This window comes from Pseudomonas sp. NUPR-001 (assembly GCF_052147955.1).
In the GTDB taxonomy this organism is placed as follows: domain Bacteria; phylum Pseudomonadota; class Gammaproteobacteria; order Pseudomonadales; family Pseudomonadaceae; genus Aquipseudomonas.
The window spans coordinates 781172-799479 of record NZ_CP197353.1 but is presented as its reverse complement, the minus strand read 5'-3'; the positions used below and the strand labels follow the sequence as shown (position 1 = coordinate 799479).

The window sequence follows — 18308 nt, the reverse complement described above, 5'->3', positions numbered from 1 at the left end:
CTCAATACTTCGACGACGCTGTTGGTCCAATCCGTCAGGTGCATCAGCGCAAGGCCTCAAAGAATGCGGTCAAACCCGCAAGGCAGAAAAGTGGCGCACTGAGGTTGCCTCAGAACGCCACCTGCTTACTGGGCGCAAGCCTTACTTGAGGTACCAACCCCAAGCCTGATCGCTGTCGTAACGGGTGATCTGCTTGGTTTCCAGGTAGTTGCCCAAGCCCCACTCGCCCAACTCGCGACCAATACCGCTGTGCTTATAGCCTCCCCACGGGGCCTCGGTAAAGGTTGGCTGCGAACAGTTGATCCAGACGATACCGGCGCGCAGCTTACGGGCCACTCGCTCCGCGCGCTCAAGGTCGTGTGACATCACCGCAGCAGCCAGGCCGAAACGCGAGTCGTTGGCTGAGCGAACGGCCTCGGTTTCCTCATCAAACGCGTTGATACACACCACCGGGCCAAAGATTTCTTCTTTCCAGATCCAGCTGTCTTGCGGCACATCGGCGAAGATCGTGGGCTGCACATAGAAGCCGCAGTCGAATCCGTCCGGGCGCGCGCCGCCGTAAACCAAGCGGGCGCCGTCTTCCTGACCACGGGCGATGGCGGCCAGCACCTTGTCGTATTGGCCCTGGCTCACCAGCGGGCCAAGCAGCACGCCTTGTTCAAAGCCATTGCCGATCTTTACCTTCTCGACCTCCTGCTTCAAACGCTCAAGCAGCGGCACATACAACTCACGCTGAACCAGCACACGGGAGGTGGCGGAGCAGACCTGACCCTGGTTCCAGAAAATACCGAACATGATCCACTCGACAGCCGCCTCGATATCGCTGTCGGCAAAGATGATGAACGGCGATTTGCCCCCCAGCTCCAGGCTGATGTTTTTAATGTCACGTGCCGCTGCTTGCATGATGCGGCTGCCGGTCGGCACGCTGCCGGTGAACGCCACCTTGTCGATCCCCGGGTGCTCGGCCAGCGCAGCGCCCGCCTCGTGGCCCAAGCCCGGCAGCATGTTCAACACACCGGCAGGAAGCCCAGCCGCGTCGGCGATACGCGCAAGCTCGATGGCCGTCAGCGGGGTCAGCTCGGAGGGTTTGAGCACCATGCAGCAACCGGCCGCCAACGCCGGAGCGACTTTCCAGGCCGCCATCAGCATCGGGAAGTTCCACGGGATGATCGCCGCAGCCACGCCCACCGGCTCTTTGCGGGCTACCGAACTGAAGCGCTCATCGGCCAGCGCAATAGGTTGCTCCAGATGGCTGTCGAGGTCTTCGGCCAGATCGGCATAAAAATCGAAACAGCCAGCGGTATCGGCAATATCCCAAAGTGCTTCGGGTAGCGGTTTACCGTTATCGCGCACCTCAAGCTCGGCCAGTGCTTGCTGACGATCGCGGATACCTTGGGCAATCCGCCGTAACACCACAGCACGTTGCGCGCCGCTCATGTGCGGCCAAGGCCCCTCATCAAAGGCATGCCGAGCGGCTTGCACGGCGAGGTCGACATCGGCGGCAGTCGCGGCGGCAACCCGGGTGATCAGTGCTTCACTGCTGGGATCGAACGTTTCAAATGTGCCGCCTGCCAACGGGGCCAGCCACTGGCCGTTGATGTAAAGCTGGGTATAGGCATTCATGCTTGCGCTCCAACAAAGCGGCGCGGTTGGCGCTGACGCGCCAACCCGCCCCACATCAGGAAATTTTCAACACTTTGCGGCCCACGACCGCACCCTGACGAATCTGATCGAATATGGCATCGATCTCATCCAGGGTAGTCAGGCTGCTTTCCACTTTAACCAAGCCATTGGCGGCGAATTCAACCGCCTCATGCAGGTCTTGCCGGGTGCCGACGTTGGAGCCACGAATCGACAGCTCCCAGTTAACGATGCGGTCGATGGAGCTACGCACTTCATCCGCCGCCCCACCCGGCTGACCGATGTAAATCGCGGTGCCGCCGGGGCGCAACAGCTTCACGGCCAGCTCGAAGGCTTTGTTGGAGGTCGCGGTTACCAGCACACCATGCACGCCCCCCAGGTCTGCGTGGATCGCGCTTTCCGGGTCGTTCAAGACGTTGTACACACGCTCGGCGCCCAGGCGGTGGGCCAGTTCCAGCTTTTCATCGCTGACATCGACCGCCACTACCTTGAGCCCCATGGCCTTGGCGTACTGCACCGCCACATGGCCAAGGCCACCAATGCCAATCACCGCCATCCATTGCCCAGGGCGTGCCCCCGAGCGCTTGAGCCCGCGATAGGTCGTTACCCCGGCGCAGAGAATCGGCGCCAGGCTGTAGAGGTCGACACCGTCTGGAACTTTCGCCACGAATGCCGCCGGCGCGATCATGTACTCGGCATAGCCCCCCGGCTTGCTGTAGCCGGTGGCCTCGCCTTGCTTGCAGATGGTTTCCATGCCGGCGCGGCAGTATTCGCAGGCGCCACAGGCGCTGTACATCCACGGCACACCGACCGTGTCGCCAATCGAGTAACCGGTCACGCCTTCACCCAACTCGGCAATATGGCCGGTCACTTCATGGCCAGGGATCAACGGCAGATTAGGCGGGCTAGGCCAGTCACCATCGCAGGCATGCACATCACTGTGGCACACGCCGCAGGCCACGACCTTGATCAGAATCTCGCCAATGCCTGGCTTGGGAATCGGCACCTGCTCCAGTTGCAGCGACCCGCCCAGCTCACGAAGAATCGCGGCAGTCATGGTTTTCTTGTTCGAGTCCAACATAACGACATCCTCATGCAGTAACGTTTTTCGAGAACACTTTCCCTGCGCGCTCAGGTGTCAGCCTGAGCACGGGCAACGCATCGGGTACGGCACTCAGCTGGCGAGTGCGAGTGGGGTGCTGGCGTGAAGCAGCAATGACAGGTGCTGGATCAACATCACCGTGCTGTCTACCTCGGCAGGTGTTGGCTGGCGTGCGTACTTCACCGGGGGCAGGAGCATCCAGACGAAGTCGCCATAGTTCGGCGTCAGCACCACCTCACAGCACTTTTCTGCCGGGTGGTACTGAATACTCAAACCGCCGAGTTCCATGGCCACGCACAATGGCAGTAACACGGCATGGCTGTTCAGTTGTTGCAGCAAGGCGCTGCAGTCAGAAGGCCCGACAAATTTCGCCGTACGCGTCGAAGGCTTCCAACCGCGGTAGTTCAAGCGCAGGGTCAGCGGCGTACCGCCCAGGTCTACCGCGACCTTCCAGCGCCAGCGGCAGGTGTAGATTCTGCCAATCAGCTTGCTCGACAAACGATGCTCAAGCACCAGGCCATCTGCAGCGAGGCGGTGATCGACACCCAGAACGGCGCGGGCACTGCCAGCAGCCTCAGGCGCCATATACTCGCCAAAGCGCGATACGGTGTCCTGCAGCATGTGCTGCGCGCGACGATCAATGACTGAATAAAGGTCCATGCTCACTCCGAACGCCGGTTATTGTCGTTTCAACTGCGCAAGCAAGACGCCTTCGTCACCCTCAGGATGACCGTCGACAGCTTCGGAACGGTGGACAATACGGCGCAGCACATCATCAAGGGGCACCGGCTGAAACAAGGCCTGTCCGGTCGACTTCAAATACACAACACCAAAGGCCAGGATCAACGCTGAACACACCACTGCGATGCCGAACACTTGAGCGTCGGAAATCAAGGTTGCAATCATGTACAGGCAGGCCGCGATGCCAATCAGTTGCGGCAGCGGGTACAGCGGCGTGCGGAAAGGACGGTTGGCGTTGGGGTAGCGAACCCGCAGGATCACCACGTTCAACTGCGCGATCAGGTACGACATCAACCAGGTGGTGCAGGCCACGCTGATCATCATGGTGATCAGGGCAATATCGGCGTTATTGGCCATGGCGTAGACCAACACAATCAGTATCAGCGCCACCACAAAGAAGATGCTGAACCAAGGCGTTCGGGCCACCGGGTGCAGCCAGGAAAAAATCTTCGGCAGCATCCCTTCGCGTGACAAGCCATACAACATGCGCGGCACAGCGATCAGGTAGGTGTCACACGTGGTGACTGCGGCCAGAATCGAGATACTGCCCATCAGGATCAAGCCGGGTTGCCCCAGCATTGCTGCGGCGCCATCGACATGAGGGATGGTCGAAGCCGCCAACTCTTCCAGGGGCAGGTAGCGGGTAATGCTCACCCCAAACAGCAGGTCGACCAACCAGATACTGGCGCAGCCAAAGATCATCGCCAGCGGAATGGTTTTGCCCGGCTCTTTTACCTCTTCGGCCAAGGGCGCCACGAACTCCATGCCGATGAACAGCCAGATCGCCAGGCTCAGATGGCCGAGCTGATCGGTCCAGGACACCTGCGAGAACACAGGCTGCTCGGCCAACGGTTCTGCCGTCTGAAAGCCGGACAATCCCCACAATCCAACCAACCCGAGCATCAGCATCATGGCGATGGCCAACGTGGTTTGTACGCGCCCGAACAACTCGACGCCTTTGAGGTTGATGGCCACCAATACGGCCAGAATACCCAGGGAGAACAGGTACCACGGCACCCCGGTCAGGCGCTCAAGCGACTGGCCGCCAATGATCATGTTGGTACCGCCATCCGTGCCCACCAGCACGATGTAGCCCGCGAGCACCGCAAACAAGGCGGGCAGTTTGCCCAGTGCCGGTAAGGTGTACTCGCCCACCATACCGGCGCCTGGCAGCATGGCCGCCAGTTCGGAATAAGACATCGCGACGCAAAGAATAATCACCAGCGCCAGCAGCGCGACGAGGCTGAATGCCGGCCCGGAAACACCGTAGCCGTTGCCCAGCGCCACCATCGCCGTGCCTGAAACGACCAACCCCACGGAGGTGGAGTAGGCAGCCCAGAACCCCAGGCTTCGGCTCAACTTCAAACCACTCATAACGCACCTCTCCACTATTGTTTTTGTAATGAAAGCTGTGTGTCGTAAACAGAAGATGGAGGCAACGCTATCAATCGCGCCTTTGGCTTGTACATACACCGCGGGGGGTAGATGAAGAGGTAGGAGCGGGCTTGCCCCGCGATCCGATGTGGCTGACAAAACGCTATCGCGGGGCAAGCCCGCTCCTACAGCCGAATGCAGCAAAAACAAACTGGCGCCACAAAATACCATCCGGTAGGAGCGGGCTTGCCCCGCGATGCGATGTGACTGACACAACGCGATCGCGGGGCAAGTCGGGTCGCCGCACCGCCGCTCCTACAGTGCCTGTTACCAGTTGTAGGTAACGGTGCCGTACACCGTGCGCTGCTGCCCGTACTGACAACCGAAGTCGCTGAAGCAACCGGCCACGTATTCCTTGTCAAACAGGTTGCTGGCATTCAATGCCAATTCGACACCCGCCAACGAAGCATCAACTTTACCCAGCGGGTAGCTGACCAGGGCATCCACCACGGTGTAGCTGTCGACCTTGAAGCTGTTCGCCGAATTGCCGTAGGTGCTGCCTACGTAACGCGCACCGGCGCCGAAACGCAGGCCTTCCAGCGTGCCGCCCTGGATACTGTAATCACCCCACAACGAAGCCATGTGCTCTGGCACGCGGAATGGCGTGTTGCCCTTGTTGCCGGTATCAGACTTTGTGACCTCGACATCATTCCAGGTGTAGCTGCCGATCAGGTTGAAGCCGGTGAAGATCTCGCTCTTGCCTTCCAGCTCCACGCCTTTGGAACGCACTTCACCTTCCTGACGGCTGAAGCCATTGACCTGCTCGGTGACGTTCTGTTTGGTCAGGTCGAACAGCGCCAAGGTATACAGGCTGTTGGCGCCCGGCGGCTCGTACTTCAGGCCCACTTCGTACTGTTTGCCGGTTTCCGGCTCAAGCCGCGCGTTGTTGATCGTGGTCCCCACCACCGGCAGGAACGACTCGCTGTAGCTGGCGTAAGGCGCCAGGCCGTTGTCGAACAGGTAGACGATGCCAGCGCGGCCGCTGAATTTTTCGTCCTTCTGGGTTTGTGGCGAACGCCCGTCGTTCTGATCGGAAGCCCAGTCGTAACGGCCACCGAGCAGCAACACCCAGTTGTCGATTTTCAGCTGGTCCTGCAGGTAGACGCCGGTCTGCGACATCTTCTGTTCATAGCTCGATGCACTGAAGGGCAGGAACGTCAGTGGCTCGCCGTATACCGGATTGAACAGGTCGAAAGGCTCGAGGATGAAGTTCAGCGATTGCTTCTGGTCGAACTTTCCGTTGTTGTAATCAACACCGGTCAGCAACGTGTGTTCGACGCTGCCTGTGGCGAAGTTGGACTGCACCTGGTTGTCCATGGTGAACAACCGGCCATCGCCTTTGCGTTGATCGTTGTAGCGGGAGAACTGATCGCCCGCCGCGCCGAAAATCGCAATCTCCGAACTCGACTGACGATAGTCGCTGTAGCGCACGTTCTGACGCACCGTCCAGGTCTCGTCGAAGCGGTGTTCGAACACATAGCCCAAGGAAGTTTTTTCATTGGTCATGAAGTCATAAGCGCTGTCACCGACATAGGTGTCGCGGTCCAGGCGCCCGCGGGCATCACGAAACACTGTGCCAACCGCTGGCAACGGGTTGGCGAAGTTGCCGGTCTGCTTTTGGTACTCACCCAGGAACGTCAGCTCGGTAGCATCGCTGGGGCGAAAGCTGATGGCCGGGGCAATGTACTGGCGACGATTGGTAATGTGATCGACCTGCGCATCGCCTTCACGGAACAAACCCGTCAGACGGTAACTCCACACGCCTTCGTCATCCAGCGCGTCACCCAGGTCGAAGGCACCCTGCTTGTAGTTCAGGTTACCCGCCTGCAACTGCACTTCACGCAGCGGCTCGGTGGTCGGGCGCTTACTCACCAGGTTGATCTGGCCGCCGGGATCAGACGCACCGTAGAGCACCGAACTGGCGCCACGCAGCACTTCAATGCGCTCCAGGCCGTAGGTTTCTGGTGCATCCCAACCGAGGAAATTTGGCAGGAAGGTACGGGTGCCATCACGCAGCATGCGCCCGGTGCCCTGTTGAAAACCACGGATCATTAGCTGGTCGGTAACAAACTGCGGCCCGGCCAGTTCGGCGTGTACACCCGGGGTGTAAAGCAGGGCCTGCGAGACCGACTTGGGTTGTTGGGCCTCGATTTGCTCACGTGTCACCACCGACACCGAATACGGCGTTTCAATCAGCGGCGTATCGGTTTTGCTGCCAGCAGACGCGCGCTTGGCCACATAGCCGTCGTCTGGCGCTACCGAACTGTACGCCTGACCAACAACACTGATGGTTGGCAAGGCCAACGCCGAGTCGTCGCTGGTGCCCAGCAAGGTGACATGATCGCCTTCGATGCGCGGGGTGATCGAGGTGCCCTGAAGCAACCGGCGCAACGCCTCTTGCGGCTCCATACGCCCGGAGACCTGCGGGCTGCGAAGCCCGGAGACGGTGTCCTGGCTGTAGATGATCTGCAGATTGGCCTGGTTACCCAAGTCAGACAGCGCCGACGCCAAGGGTTGAGCCGGAATATTCAACTGGACCGGTTCGGCCAAACCAGGCACCGACGTCAACAGCCCAAGGCTCAAGAGCGCAACAGTAATGCCGTGGCGCAAGCGCTGTTTCGGCCAGTTCAACGAATAGGTGCCCATGCTGTTCCCTGTAAGTGTTGTCATTGTGTTGGCGGGCCCGGACAACGACAAAAGCAGGTCGTTTCAAGGGCTCGTCTGAATGACGAACGAACATCAAATTCGTTCAGCGAATCACAACAGGTACACACAAAGGATGAATCGAGAGCGGCCTGTACTACCCGGGAAAATGCTGAAAATCAGCGAGAGGGTCGGCTTGAGATCAGACGCACATCGTCAGCCTGGTGCATCGTTACGGGAAGGATTTGCGGCAGCGCTGCGACCAACTGTTCCAACGCGGCCGTGTCGTAGATCCCACCAAAACGCAATTCGCCCGCTTCCCGGTCGTGCAACTGCAGCGGGACGTTCAAGTAGCGATTGATCAATGGCAACGCATCGCGAAGGCTGATGTCATCGAGCATCAATTTGCCCTTGCGCCATGCCGACACTCGGGTAGGGTCCACGCGACCGAGTTGAAGTTCGCGCCCCGGCATCACAGTGGCCTGCATGCCCGGGGTAAGCTCTGCCCGTTGATCGTCACGCGTGACTTGCACCGCCCCTTGGGTAAGCGTCACCGTGGTTTGCTGGGGCGCGGTCCAGACGTTGAAGTGAGTGCCGGTAACCCGGACGTTGGCATTGTCTGCAGCAATGACAAAGGGCTTTTCAACATTGTGCTGCACATCGAAATAGGCTTCGCCGTCGGTCAACACCACGCGGCGCTGATCGATGTAGCCCAGGTACAGTAAGTCGGAGTTGCGGTTCAGCTCGACCTGGCTGAGGTCCGGCAAAATTATGTGGTGTCGAGTGTCTTGCGCCGTGTAATAGCGAACGCTACCCGGCAATACACCAGCGGACCACCCCGTCGCCCAGATGGCACCACAGGCCAGTACCACCACCGCCGCCCTTGCCCACGCCGACTGATATCGCCGACGGGGTTTCGCCTGGGTCAGCGTCGCCGGACGCGCAGGCAGCTGCGCACTGACATTCCAGATCCGGCAAATGGTGGCGTACTCCGCCGCATGCGACGGATCGGCGTCATGCCAGCGCTGAAACGCCTCGCGATCAGCATCGCTGCACTCATCAAAATGCAGGCGCATGCACCAGTCGGTGGCGATTTCACTCAAGGAAGCAGGAGGCTGTTGGTCAGGCATCTTGGCCGCAAGCGCAGAAAATTTGGCCAAGCTTACTCCAACTCCTGCGGTTGCAGTTACACCCTACCGTATCAACACGCCCGCGATTGAAAATTATTCTTAATAAGATTAGATTCTGCAGGCTCGTAGCCAACCCCCAAACAGATCAGGTGCCTCATGCAGAATCGAGGAGTGGCCGGGACCGACGCCCAGTTGCTAGAAGAATGCTTCAGCCATCGCCACCGCCTGATCGCCATTGCCACGCGTATCATCGGGTGCCGCAGCCAGGCTGAAGACATCGTGCACGATGCCTTCATGAAGGTGTCCGGAGCCGGCACTGGCGAGCCAATCCGCTCGCAGGCCTCGTACCTGACCCGTGTGGTACGCAACCTGTCGATCGACCATTACCGACGCCGTCGGCTGGAAGAGCGCTTGATGGCCTGCGAGGATGAGCAAGGCGAAGCCCCTGCCCATCCTGCCGAATCGCCCGAAACCCTGGTCTCGGACCAGCAGCTGCTGGAACGCATTGCCGTGGCGCTCGCCGACCTGCCGCAACGTACCCGCGATGCCTTCGAGATGTGCCGGATTCACGGCATGACGCAAAAGCAGATCGCCACCGCGTTGGGCGTCTCACCCGCGCTGGTCAACAGCATGATCCGCGATGCCGTGTTGCGCTGCCGCGCGTTGCTGTAACAACCCACACGACAGCGCTTGGCTTGATGACTTACCAGCCGCCCGGCAACCAGCCCAGCGCGCTGGCAATGGCATAGGCCATGCTGCACAGGTACAGAATCACTACCATCACCTGAATCGCCGGATGGGCAATCCAGCCACACTGCCAGGCCGGGACGATGTCACCGTTCTTGCGCGCCGAGCGCAGCATCAGGATCGGCATGATCGACAGGATCACGCCACTGAACACACCGGCGAAGTACAGCGCGTTAACGAAGCCGACCATACCGCTGTAGGCCAGGATGAACGGCGGCACACACACAATGCCGAGCACCAGCAGGCGGTTCTTCGGGTTGCTTTCCGAACCCAGGCTTTTGAACTTGTCGAAGATGTTGGTCAGGAAGCTACCGCCCAGGCCCCAGTACGAGGTCATCATCGCGCACAGGGCGAAGGTGTTGGCGGTGTAGAACGCCCACTGCCCCAGGGCCTGGCCCCACGCCAGGGTGGCCACTTCAGTCTGGTTTTCCAGGCCGTTCAGGGCAATCACCGACATCGGCACGATCGCCAGCAAGATGAAGGTAATCACCATCCCGGTAATCACGGCAATCGGCAGACGCTTAGGATCATGGCTGAAACCACGGGCCATTTCTGGCACCACGTACTGCGCCGAGAAGCAGAACACCGCGATGTTGAACACTGGGATCATGTAGATCCAGCTGCCATCGAACAGGTTGGCAAAATCCGTGTGCTCGTTGATCAGCGTGGCGGCAACCAGCACCAGGGTCATCGAGACCATGCCGATACTGATGAACTTCTCACCCTTGCCGATGGCCTTCAGGCCCAGGTACAGCACGAACGCCGCCGGCAGGAAGAACAGCAGGCTGCCCAGCGCCGGGCTGATGCCGAAGAACTCGCTGAGAATCTTGCCGCTGCCGCTCATGTAAGCCGTCAGCGCGCCAATGCTGTTGACCGCTACCGAGAGGAAAATCGCCCAGGCGCCGAAGGAGCCGACGTAGCGTTGCGCCAGGCCACTCAACTGGTGGTGGCTGCGGGTACGCAGGGTGGTTTCCGACACATAGAGCATGGAAATGGTGGTAAAGACGCCCGCCACGGCCAGCCATAGCAGCAGCGGCATGTAGCCGGCCAGACGGCTGGCATAGGCCATCGACAGCACGCCTGCACCGATGTTGGTGCCAACGATCATTGCCACCGCCTCAACGAAGGTCAGGCGTTTGACCTCCAGGCCCGATGACTCGGATACGGACGCGTCAGCACCGCCCACGGCGGTGTTGGGGTTTGCACTCATGATCACACTCACTGCGTATTTATATTTATTACCGGAAGCACCTGAAACGATGCGTCACAGGCCTTCAGCAACGTGAAGGCGCTGTGCCATGGATATTTCGAGCGGCGGGCAAAATATCACACAAGGTGTTCGAAATAACATCCATGCGAGACGAAAGAGTGTGAACCCAGATTTCTGGAAAGTGCTTTAAAAGCAGAGAGTTAGCGAAGGTGAGTGCTATCGTGCAGAGGTCAAGCCCGACCAAGGTCGGGCTGCCTCAGAGGGGCTGCGGTCAGAATTCCAGACAGATCTTGCCGAAATGCTGGTTGCTTTCCTGGTAGCGGAACGCGTCGGCGATCTGCTCCAGGGCGAAGGTTTTATCGATCACCGGGCGCAAGCCGTTGGCATCGATTGCCCGCACCATCGCCTGCTGCTGCGCACGGCTACCAACCAACACACCTTGCAGGCGGATCTGGCGCACCAGTGCCTGAACCAGCGGCAACTGGCCGGCAACACCGGTGAGAATACCGATCAACGAAATGTGCCCACCGATGCGGGCAGCGATCATCGATTGCTCCAGGGTCGCCGGGCCACCCACTTCAATGACGTGGTCAACCCCACGATTGCCGGTTAGCTGACGCACAGTCTCACCCCAGGCCGGCGTCTTGCGGTAGTTGATCAGGTGATCGGCGCCCATGGCCTTGAGGCGTTCGAGTTTCTCATCACTGGAGGACGTGGCGATCACCGTAGCGCCGGCCAGCTTGGCAAACTGCAGGGCGAAAATCGAAACGCCACCGGTGCCTTGCACCAGCACGGTGTCACCGGGTTTGAGTGAGTCGTCGGCCATCAAGGCCCGCCAGGCGGTGAGCCCGGCGGTGGTCAGCGTTGCGGCCTCGGCATGGCTGAAGCCCTTGGGGGCATGGGTGAACGAGGTGGCGCGTGCAGTCACCTGCTCACGGGCATAACCATCGATGCCGTCACCTGGCACCGTGGCAAAACCTTCCACCTGGGCCTGACCATCGAGCCAGTCAGGGAAGAAGGTGCTGACCACCGCATCGCCCACCGCGAACTCGCTGACGCCCTCGCCGACCGCCGTCACCACACCCGCACCGTCAGCCATCGGGATGCGCGACTCACTCGGCCCCCACATGCCACTGACCACGGCGAAGTCGTGATAGTTGAGCGAGTTGGCGTGCAGACGCACGGTGATTTCACCTGCCTTGGGTGCCGGTGCCTCGGACGTGCCGACCTGCACCTTGTCATAACCGCCGCCCGCCAGAACGTAAATAGCCTTGCTGGTCATGCGAACCTCCTGTGTGGATTCGGTAAGTAGCTGAGCAGTTTTGGCTCGCACTGAAGGCTGGTCAAGCGCCAGCACTTGCGAAATATCCTGTTAAACCTCAATAATGCGACTAATTATCAATTACCACGCTAGTTGCCGTTTATGCCCGCTCCCGATCACGCTGCTCTGCATACGCTCTACAGCGAACACAATGGTTGGCTCAAAAGCTGGTTACGCGCCCGCCTGGGCAACGCCAGCGATGCCGCAGACCTGGCGCAGGACACCTTCATCCGGGTGCTGAATGCACGCAATGCCCAGACGATTCGCGAGCCACGCAGCTATCTGGGCGCCATCGCCAATGCATTGATGATCGATAAATTCCGCCGTAAAGCGCTGGAGCAAGCCTATCTGACCGAACTGGCCAACCGCCCGGAACGCCTGGCCGACTCACCGGAAAAGCGCTTGCTGATCCTCGAAACCCTGGTGGCGGTCGACACCTTGCTCGATGGCCTGGGCGAGCGTACCCGGCAGATCTTCCTGGCGGTGCAGCTGGAAGGCTTGAACTACGTCGCCACTGCCGAGCGCTTGGGCGTTTCGGTGACCACGGTGAAGAAACACCTGATTCGTGCCATGACCCACTGCCTGCTGCTGACGGACGACTGAATGGCGCACTCGCTGGATTACCGCACCCTGGAAGCGGCCGCCACCTGGTATGTGCAACTCAATGGCGCACAGCCCACTGACGCCCAGCTTCAGGCCTGGCAGGCGTGGCTGGGCAAAAGCCCGGCCCATGCCCAAGCCTGGGCCCGGGTGGAGAAACTGCAGCGCCAGTTCGGCAACCTGCCCGCCGACGTCGCCCTGCCGACCCTGGCGGGTGTGCGTGCGCGCCGTCGTGCGGTGCTCAAGACCCTTGCCTTGTTGATGGCCGTCGGCGCCAGCGGCTGGGCGGTACGTGAAAGCAGCCCGGCTCAAGCCTTGATGGCCGAACTGCGCACCGGCAAAGGCCAACGGCGCGAAGTCACACTCAGCGATGGCAGCCAACTGGTACTCAACACTGACAGCGCAGTGGACATTCACTTTGACGGCCATCAGCGCCAGTTGCAGCTGCACCGGGGCGAAATCATGGTGCAAACCGCCAGCGATCCCGCCGCCCGCCCGTTTGAAGTACAGACTGCCGAAGGCCGGGTTCGCGCACTGGGTACGCAATTCAGCGTGCGCAGTGATGAGGGCCTGAGCCGGGTCAGCGTTCTGCAACATGCGGTAGAAATCCGCCCTGCGCAAAACGCGCTGGTGCTGCGCTTGGACGCCGGGCAGTCCGTCAGTTTTGACCCGCAGCGGATCGCGGCCCCTCATCGTGCCGCCCCCGGCACCGGTGCCTGGACGCAAGGCATGCTCACCGTGATCGAGTGGCGCCTGGCCGATTTTGTCAGTGAGCTGCGCCGTTATCGTCCCGGGGTGCTGCGTTGCGCCGAGAGCATTGCCGACTTGCGTTTGTCTGGCGCCTTTCGCATCGATGACAGCGACACCCTGCTGGAGAACCTCAGCGCCTCTCTTCCGGTCAAGGTCAACTACCTGACCCGCTACTGGGTCAGCATCGAACCGGCCTGAAAATTTTCAATAAATGGGTTGCCGATTTTCATTCTCATTCGGCTACGCAGGTAAAGCAGCACATCTAGCTGCACTTCTGCCCAGCCAATCGAAGGAAAACCTGCATGACCCGCTCTTGCCCCCGCCCCCTGGTTCGCGCCGTTCACCTGGCATTGTTCGGCCTGACCCTGGCGCCACTGCCAATGTTGGCGATGCTGCCGACTCACGCCATGGCACAAAGCGCCAGCAAGAGTTTCCAGATTGCACCGGGTGCACTGGGCACTAATCTGAGTCTGTTTGCAACGCGCGCCAACATCACCTTGTCGTTCGATGCCCGTCAGACTCAGGGCAAGCAATCGGTCGGTTTGCAGGGCAACTACTCAGTGGAAGAAGGCCTGGCGCGTCTGCTTCAGGGCAGCGGGCTGCAGGCGCAACGTCAGAGCAACGGCGGTTATGTGTTGGTCGAGGCTGACAACAGCGGCGCCCTGGAGCTTGGCGCAACCAGCATCAACGGCCAACTGCTCGGCGAAACCACAGAAAACACCGGTTCCTACACCACTGCAGCGTCACGCACTGCAACCAAGTTGCCACTGTCGATTCGGGAAACGCCGCAATCAATCACCGTGGTCACCCGGCAATTGATGGACGACCAGGGCGCGCAGAGCATCTCCGACGTGCTGCGCGACACCCCCGGCGTATCAGCACAGACCTACGACAGCGACCGCACCGAATTCTCCAGCCGTGGCCTGGTGATCACCAACTACCAGTACGACGGGGTCAACACCATTTATGACGGGGTCTATGGCGAAGGTACTGCCCACGTCGACATGGCGATCTATGATCGCGTTGAAGTGCTCAAGGGCGCGACCGGCCTGATGACCGGCTCCGGTGACCCTTCTGCAACGGTCAACCTGATCCGCAAGAAGCCCACCGCCCAGTTCCAGGCCTCGTTGAGCGGCAGTGCTGGCAGCTGGGACAACTACCGTGGTGAAGCCGACGTCTCCGGCCCGCTCAACAGCAGCGGTACCCTGCGCGGGCGCTTTGTCAGCGCGCAGCAGGACAAAAAGGGCTACCAGGATCATTACCAGCAGAAGAAAGAGGTGTACTACGGCATTCTCGAAGCCGATATCACCCCCGACACCTTGCTCACGGTTGGCATCGACCAGCAGAACACCACCCCGCGTGGTACCTCCTGGACCGGCAACCCGGTGTATTTCACCGACGGCGGTCGCACGGATTTTTCCCGTTCATTCAACCCGGGGGCCGACTGGAGCCGTCGCGATTTCCAGAACCGCACCTACTTCGCCTCGCTTGAACAAGCCCTGGCCAACGACTGGTCACTGAAGTTCAGCGTCAACCAATTGCAAAGCGACCACGACACCCGTTTGGCCTCCGCCAGTGGCGGCAGCCCGGACCGCGACGGCAACGGTATGTTTTTCTACTGGGGGCGTTGGGAAGGTCATCGGGTGCAGAACACTGCCGACCTGAACCTCTCTGGCCCGTTCAGCCTGTTTGGCCGTCAGCATGACCTGGTCGTCGGCTACAGCACCGCGCACTCCCGCCAGACAGGCAGCACCTGGGACACCAGCGAGTTTGGTCTGGTGCCCGGCAGCATCTTCGACTGGGACGGCCACATCGGCGTGCCGGACTTCCCGAAGAACGGCAAATACGAGCAGAAGAAAAGCCAGAACGGTGCCTACATCGCCACCCGCCTGCGCCCCACCGACGAGCTCTCGGTGATTCTCGGCACCCGGGTCAGCACCTTCAAGTACCACGATAACTACGACTACGACGGCCTGAACCCGAACTTCCAGGACAACTCGGCCAGCTACAAAGAGCATGGTGTCGTGACGCCTTACGCCGGTGTGGTCTATGACCTAAACGACACCTATTCGGTGTACACCAGCTACACCTCGATCTACCAGCCACAAAGCAACAAGGACAGCAACGGCGTCACCCTCGACCCGGTTGAAGGCGACAGCTACGAAGCCGGTCTGAAAGCGGCTTACTTCGACGGCAAGCTCAATGCCAGCCTGGCGGTGTTCCGCATTGAGCAAGATAACGTCGCCGAATCGATCGGCACCAACCCGATCACCAACGAAGGCATCTACAAAGCCACCAGCGGCGCCACCACCAAGGGCGTGGAGCTGGAAATCGCCGGTGAACTGCAAGAAGGCTGGAACCTGTCGGCCGGCTACACCTATGCCCGCACGCGGGATGCCGACGAGCAACGCATGTACGGTTTCCCGATGAGTACCAGCAAACCGGAGCACCTGGTGCGTGTGTTCACCACCTACCGCCTACCTGGGATGCTGGACAAGGTTACCGTCGGTGGTGGTGTTAACTGGCAGAGTGCGTTCTACGGCAAGATCTACAGCGGTGCGGTGAACGACTACACCTACATCAAACAAGGCGGCTACACCTTGGTCGACCTGATGAGCCGTTATCAGTACGACGAGCACCTGAGCTTCACCGTTAACGCCAACAACGTATTCGACAAGCGCTACCTGAGCGGCTTGGGCAACTTCGACACCACTTACTACGGCGAGCCGCGCAACCTGATGCTGACCACACGTTGGGATTTCTAAAGTCTGACCTGTAGGAGCGGGCTTGCCCCGCGATAGCGGTGTGTCAGGTTTACCGCAATCGCGGGGCAAGCCCGCTCCTACCCCGCGATTGCTTTTAGCCCTGCAGTAACGCCTGCAATGCCCGGCAATCGGCCGCATGCCAGTCGGTCAGCTCCGGCCAGGGGTTGTCTGGCAGGTTGACGAGGATGGTGCGGGCCCCCGCCGCGCGACCGCAATCCAGGTCAAAGCGATAGTCGCCCACCATGACCATCTCGGCAGGCGCCACCCCCCATTCATCAGCCAGTTTCAACAAGCCACCGGGATGCGGCTTGGGCGGCGCTTCGTCACGCCCCAGTACATACTGCTCGGCAAAGCAGTCCGCCAGGCCAATGGCCTCCAGCGTCACGTGCGCCAGTTCGCGGGCATTGCGGGTCAGGATGCCCAACTGGCAACCGCGCCCGACCAGCGTTCGCACCAGCTCCACCGCACCCACCGCAGCCTGCGAGCCGATCGCCAGGTCACGTTCGTGCTCCAGCAACCAGGCATGCTTGGCCGCAGCTTCAGCCGCAGGCAACGCCGCCAAATGGGTGAGGATGTCATCTGCCGGCGGAATCTCCAGCGCCTCGCGAATGGCGGCAAAGTCATGCACCGCCACGGTCAGGGTGCCGTCCATGTCGAACACCCAGTGACGGATCGCGCTAAGGCTCATGCCCAATCCTTGCGATGACGAATCAGCCCTTCCTGACAGGACGATGCCACCAGTTGCCCGGCCTGATTGAAGATGTTGCCCCGGGAGAAACCACGGGCATTGCCGGCCCACGGGCTGTCCATGGCGTACAGCAGCCACTCGTCAGCCCGCAGGTTGCCGTGGAACCACAGCGCATGGTCGAGGCTGGCAATCTGCATGTCCTTCTGCCACACCGACTTGCTGTGCGGCAGCAGCGAGGTGGTCAGCAGGCCAAAGTCCGAGGCGTAGGCGAGCATGTATTTGTGCAGCGCAGGTACGTCCGGCAGGGTGCCATCGGCACGGAACCAGATGTACTTCACCGGCTCATCCGGTTGCGGATTGAACGGATCTTCAGCGGTCACCGGGCGCATCTCGATCGGCTTGGCGCAGAGCATCTTGTCGCGGATGCTTTCTGGCAGACGGTCAGCCATGCGTTGGAACAACTCGACTTCCGAAGGCAGGTTTTCCGGGCCCACCACGGCGGGCATCTGGGTCTGGTGTTGAAAACCCTCCTCGTCGTACTGGAACGAGGCGCTGCAGGTAAAGATCGGCTGGCCCTTCTGGATCGCCGTCACCCGCCGGGTACTGAAGCTGCCGCCATCACGAACGCGGTCAACCGAATAGACCACCGGCATCGAGGCGTCGCCCGGGCGCAGGAAGTAGCCGTGCAAGGAATGCACATGACGTGCTTCTTCGACTGTCTGGCTGGCGGCCGACAGCGACTGGCCCAGCACCTGGCCACCGTACAGCTGACGAAAGCCGAGGTCCTGGCTGCGTCCGCGGAACAGGTTTTCCTCAATGGCTTCCAGACTCAACAAATCGACCAGATCGTCCAACACGTGGCTCATTCAAGATTCTCCAAAGCAATGCGCAACTGCAACGAATGATACAGGGTTTGTCATAGCTCACCTGTATGCCGTGCAATTCAGCCACGCAGGGTCTGCTGCCACTGTTCGCGGTTGATGCGGTACAACACATGAGCGCGCAACGGGTGATCGGCGGGCAGTTTCGGATGCAGGAAGCTTGCGTCCACATCCTGCTGCATACCAATAGCCTGCATGACTTTCTGCGAAGGCAAGTTACTTTCAGTGGTAAACGACACCACCTGCTCCAGGCCCAACTGGGCAAAAGCGCAGCGCAGGCTGGTCCACGCCGCTTCGCTGGCAAAACCCAGCCCCCAATGACGCCGTGCCAGGCGCCAGCCAATTTCCACTGCGGGCGTGAAGTCGGCATCGAAGTTGACGTTGAGAAGCCCGGTCATGCCGATGAACGCGCCAGAGTCTTTGCGTTCCAACGCCCACAAACCAAAACCGTATTCGTTGAAATGGCCACGGATGCGGCCGATCAGGGCCGCGCTTTCAAGGCGCGTCAACGGGGCGGGAAAATAGCGCATGACCTGGGGGTCGGCACACATGGCTGCGAACTCGCTGAGGTCGTCGTCCTGCCATTGGCGCAGCACCAGACGTGCACTTTCCAATTCAAGTATCGGGGTCATTGCCAGCTCCTGAGCACATCACC

General features: G+C 60.4%; 15 protein-coding genes. 4 read left to right on the top strand and 11 right to left on the bottom strand.

What is annotated here, in order from left to right; translation table 11 throughout:
* Positions 1-141 precede the first annotated feature (141 nt).
* From ACP6KB_RS03745 to ACP6KB_RS03720, 6 genes are all read right to left on the bottom strand, one after another.
* The gene (locus ACP6KB_RS03745) at positions 142-1623 is read right to left on the bottom strand and encodes an aldehyde dehydrogenase family protein (RefSeq protein WP_442112109.1); all 1482 of its coding nucleotides are present in this window, start codon (positions 1621-1623) and stop codon (positions 142-144) included.
* A gap of 55 nt (positions 1624-1678) precedes the next feature.
* Positions 1679-2722, bottom strand: a complete 1044-nt coding sequence (locus ACP6KB_RS03740; RefSeq protein WP_442112108.1) for a zinc-dependent alcohol dehydrogenase — start codon at positions 2720-2722, stop codon at positions 1679-1681.
* A 93-nt stretch (positions 2723-2815) separates the two neighbouring features.
* Positions 2816-3403: a hypothetical protein gene (locus ACP6KB_RS03735; protein ID WP_442112107.1), complete on the bottom strand. Its 588-nt coding sequence runs from the start codon at positions 3401-3403 to the stop codon at positions 2816-2818.
* A gap of 18 nt (positions 3404-3421) precedes the next feature.
* Positions 3422-4858: an APC family permease gene (locus ACP6KB_RS03730; RefSeq protein ID WP_442112106.1), complete on the bottom strand. Its 1437-nt coding sequence runs from the start codon at positions 4856-4858 to the stop codon at positions 3422-3424.
* A 327-nt stretch (positions 4859-5185) separates the two neighbouring features.
* On the bottom strand, positions 5186-7564 hold the full coding sequence (locus tag ACP6KB_RS03725) for a TonB-dependent siderophore receptor (RefSeq protein WP_442112105.1): 2379 nt from the start codon (positions 7562-7564) through the stop codon (positions 5186-5188).
* Between the two features lie 176 nt (positions 7565-7740).
* On the bottom strand, positions 7741-8721 hold the full coding sequence (locus tag ACP6KB_RS03720) for a FecR family protein (RefSeq protein ID WP_442112104.1): 981 nt from the start codon (positions 8719-8721) through the stop codon (positions 7741-7743).
* Between the two features lie 126 nt (positions 8722-8847).
* Here ACP6KB_RS03720 and ACP6KB_RS03715 point away from each other — a divergent pair, with 126 nt between their 5' ends.
* Entirely contained in the window at positions 8848-9363 is a 516-nt protein-coding gene (locus ACP6KB_RS03715) for an RNA polymerase factor sigma-70 (RefSeq protein WP_442112103.1), read from the top strand.
* A gap of 31 nt (positions 9364-9394) precedes the next feature.
* On the opposite strand, the gene ACP6KB_RS03710 is transcribed toward ACP6KB_RS03715, so the two are convergent.
* Together ACP6KB_RS03710 and ACP6KB_RS03705 are read right to left on the bottom strand one after the other, a co-directional pair.
* The gene (locus ACP6KB_RS03710) at positions 9395-10648 is read right to left on the bottom strand and encodes an aromatic amino acid transport family protein (protein WP_442112102.1); all 1254 of its coding nucleotides are present in this window, start codon (positions 10646-10648) and stop codon (positions 9395-9397) included.
* A 271-nt stretch (positions 10649-10919) separates the two neighbouring features.
* Positions 10920-11930, bottom strand: coding sequence for a zinc-dependent alcohol dehydrogenase family protein (locus tag ACP6KB_RS03705; RefSeq protein ID WP_442112101.1), 1011 nt, complete (start codon positions 11928-11930; stop codon positions 10920-10922).
* A gap of 141 nt (positions 11931-12071) precedes the next feature.
* Between ACP6KB_RS03705 and ACP6KB_RS03700 the strand changes: the two genes are divergently transcribed.
* From ACP6KB_RS03700 to ACP6KB_RS03690, 3 genes are all read left to right on the top strand, one after another.
* Positions 12072-12572 (top strand): sigma-70 family RNA polymerase sigma factor, encoded by a 501-nt coding sequence (locus ACP6KB_RS03700; protein WP_442112100.1) that lies wholly within the window; start codon positions 12072-12074, stop codon positions 12570-12572.
* Complete coding sequence (locus tag ACP6KB_RS03695) at positions 12573-13517, top strand: FecR domain-containing protein (RefSeq protein WP_442112099.1); 945 nt, start codon at positions 12573-12575, stop codon at positions 13515-13517.
* Between the two features lie 104 nt (positions 13518-13621).
* Positions 13622-16084, top strand: a complete 2463-nt coding sequence (locus tag ACP6KB_RS03690; RefSeq protein WP_442112098.1) for a TonB-dependent siderophore receptor — start codon at positions 13622-13624, stop codon at positions 16082-16084.
* 94 nt (positions 16085-16178) lie between these two features.
* Here the strand turns inward: ACP6KB_RS03690 and ACP6KB_RS03685 are convergent, their stop codons facing one another.
* From ACP6KB_RS03685 to ACP6KB_RS03675, 3 genes are all read right to left on the bottom strand, one after another.
* Positions 16179-16772 carry an HAD family hydrolase gene (locus ACP6KB_RS03685; RefSeq protein WP_442112097.1) on the bottom strand — a complete coding sequence of 198 codons (594 nt, stop codon included), beginning with the start codon at positions 16770-16772 and terminating at the stop codon, positions 16179-16181.
* Positions 16769-17638 (bottom strand): acyl-CoA thioesterase II, encoded by an 870-nt coding sequence (gene tesB / locus ACP6KB_RS03680; RefSeq protein WP_442112096.1) that lies wholly within the window; start codon positions 17636-17638, stop codon positions 16769-16771. The genes ACP6KB_RS03685 and tesB overlap by 4 nt, the downstream gene beginning before the upstream one ends.
* A 77-nt stretch (positions 17639-17715) precedes the next feature.
* Positions 17716-18285 (bottom strand): GNAT family N-acetyltransferase, encoded by a 570-nt coding sequence (locus ACP6KB_RS03675; RefSeq protein ID WP_442112095.1) that lies wholly within the window; start codon positions 18283-18285, stop codon positions 17716-17718.
* Positions 18286-18308 lie beyond the last annotated feature (23 nt).

Bases quoted from the DNA above. Each gene is read 5' to 3' on its own strand.
- ACP6KB_RS03690 (WP_442112098.1), top strand. From the start codon at position 13,622: ATGACCCGCTCTTGCCCCCGCCCCCTGGTTCGCGCCGTTCACCTGGCA.
- ACP6KB_RS03685 (WP_442112097.1), bottom strand. From the start codon at position 16,772: ATGAGCCTTAGCGCGATCCGTCACTGGGTGTTCGACATGGACGGCACC.
- ACP6KB_RS03730 (WP_442112106.1), bottom strand. From the start codon at position 4,858: ATGAGTGGTTTGAAGTTGAGCCGAAGCCTGGGGTTCTGGGCTGCCTAC.
- ACP6KB_RS03710 (WP_442112102.1), bottom strand. From the start codon at position 10,648: ATGAGTGCAAACCCCAACACCGCCGTGGGCGGTGCTGACGCGTCCGTA.
- ACP6KB_RS03700 (WP_442112100.1), top strand. From the start codon at position 12,072: ATGCCCGCTCCCGATCACGCTGCTCTGCATACGCTCTACAGCGAACAC.
- ACP6KB_RS03695 (WP_442112099.1), top strand. From the start codon at position 12,573: ATGGCGCACTCGCTGGATTACCGCACCCTGGAAGCGGCCGCCACCTGG.
- ACP6KB_RS03745 (WP_442112109.1), bottom strand. From the start codon at position 1,623: ATGAATGCCTATACCCAGCTTTACATCAACGGCCAGTGGCTGGCCCCG.
- ACP6KB_RS03725 (WP_442112105.1), bottom strand. From the start codon at position 7,564: ATGGGCACCTATTCGTTGAACTGGCCGAAACAGCGCTTGCGCCACGGC.
- tesB (WP_442112096.1), bottom strand. From the start codon at position 17,638: ATGAGCCACGTGTTGGACGATCTGGTCGATTTGTTGAGTCTGGAAGCC.
- ACP6KB_RS03740 (WP_442112108.1), bottom strand. From the start codon at position 2,722: ATGTTGGACTCGAACAAGAAAACCATGACTGCCGCGATTCTTCGTGAG.
- ACP6KB_RS03705 (WP_442112101.1), bottom strand. From the start codon at position 11,930: ATGACCAGCAAGGCTATTTACGTTCTGGCGGGCGGCGGTTATGACAAG.
- ACP6KB_RS03715 (WP_442112103.1), top strand. From the start codon at position 8,848: ATGCAGAATCGAGGAGTGGCCGGGACCGACGCCCAGTTGCTAGAAGAA.
- ACP6KB_RS03735 (WP_442112107.1), bottom strand. From the start codon at position 3,403: ATGGACCTTTATTCAGTCATTGATCGTCGCGCGCAGCACATGCTGCAG.
- ACP6KB_RS03675 (WP_442112095.1), bottom strand. From the start codon at position 18,285: ATGACCCCGATACTTGAATTGGAAAGTGCACGTCTGGTGCTGCGCCAA.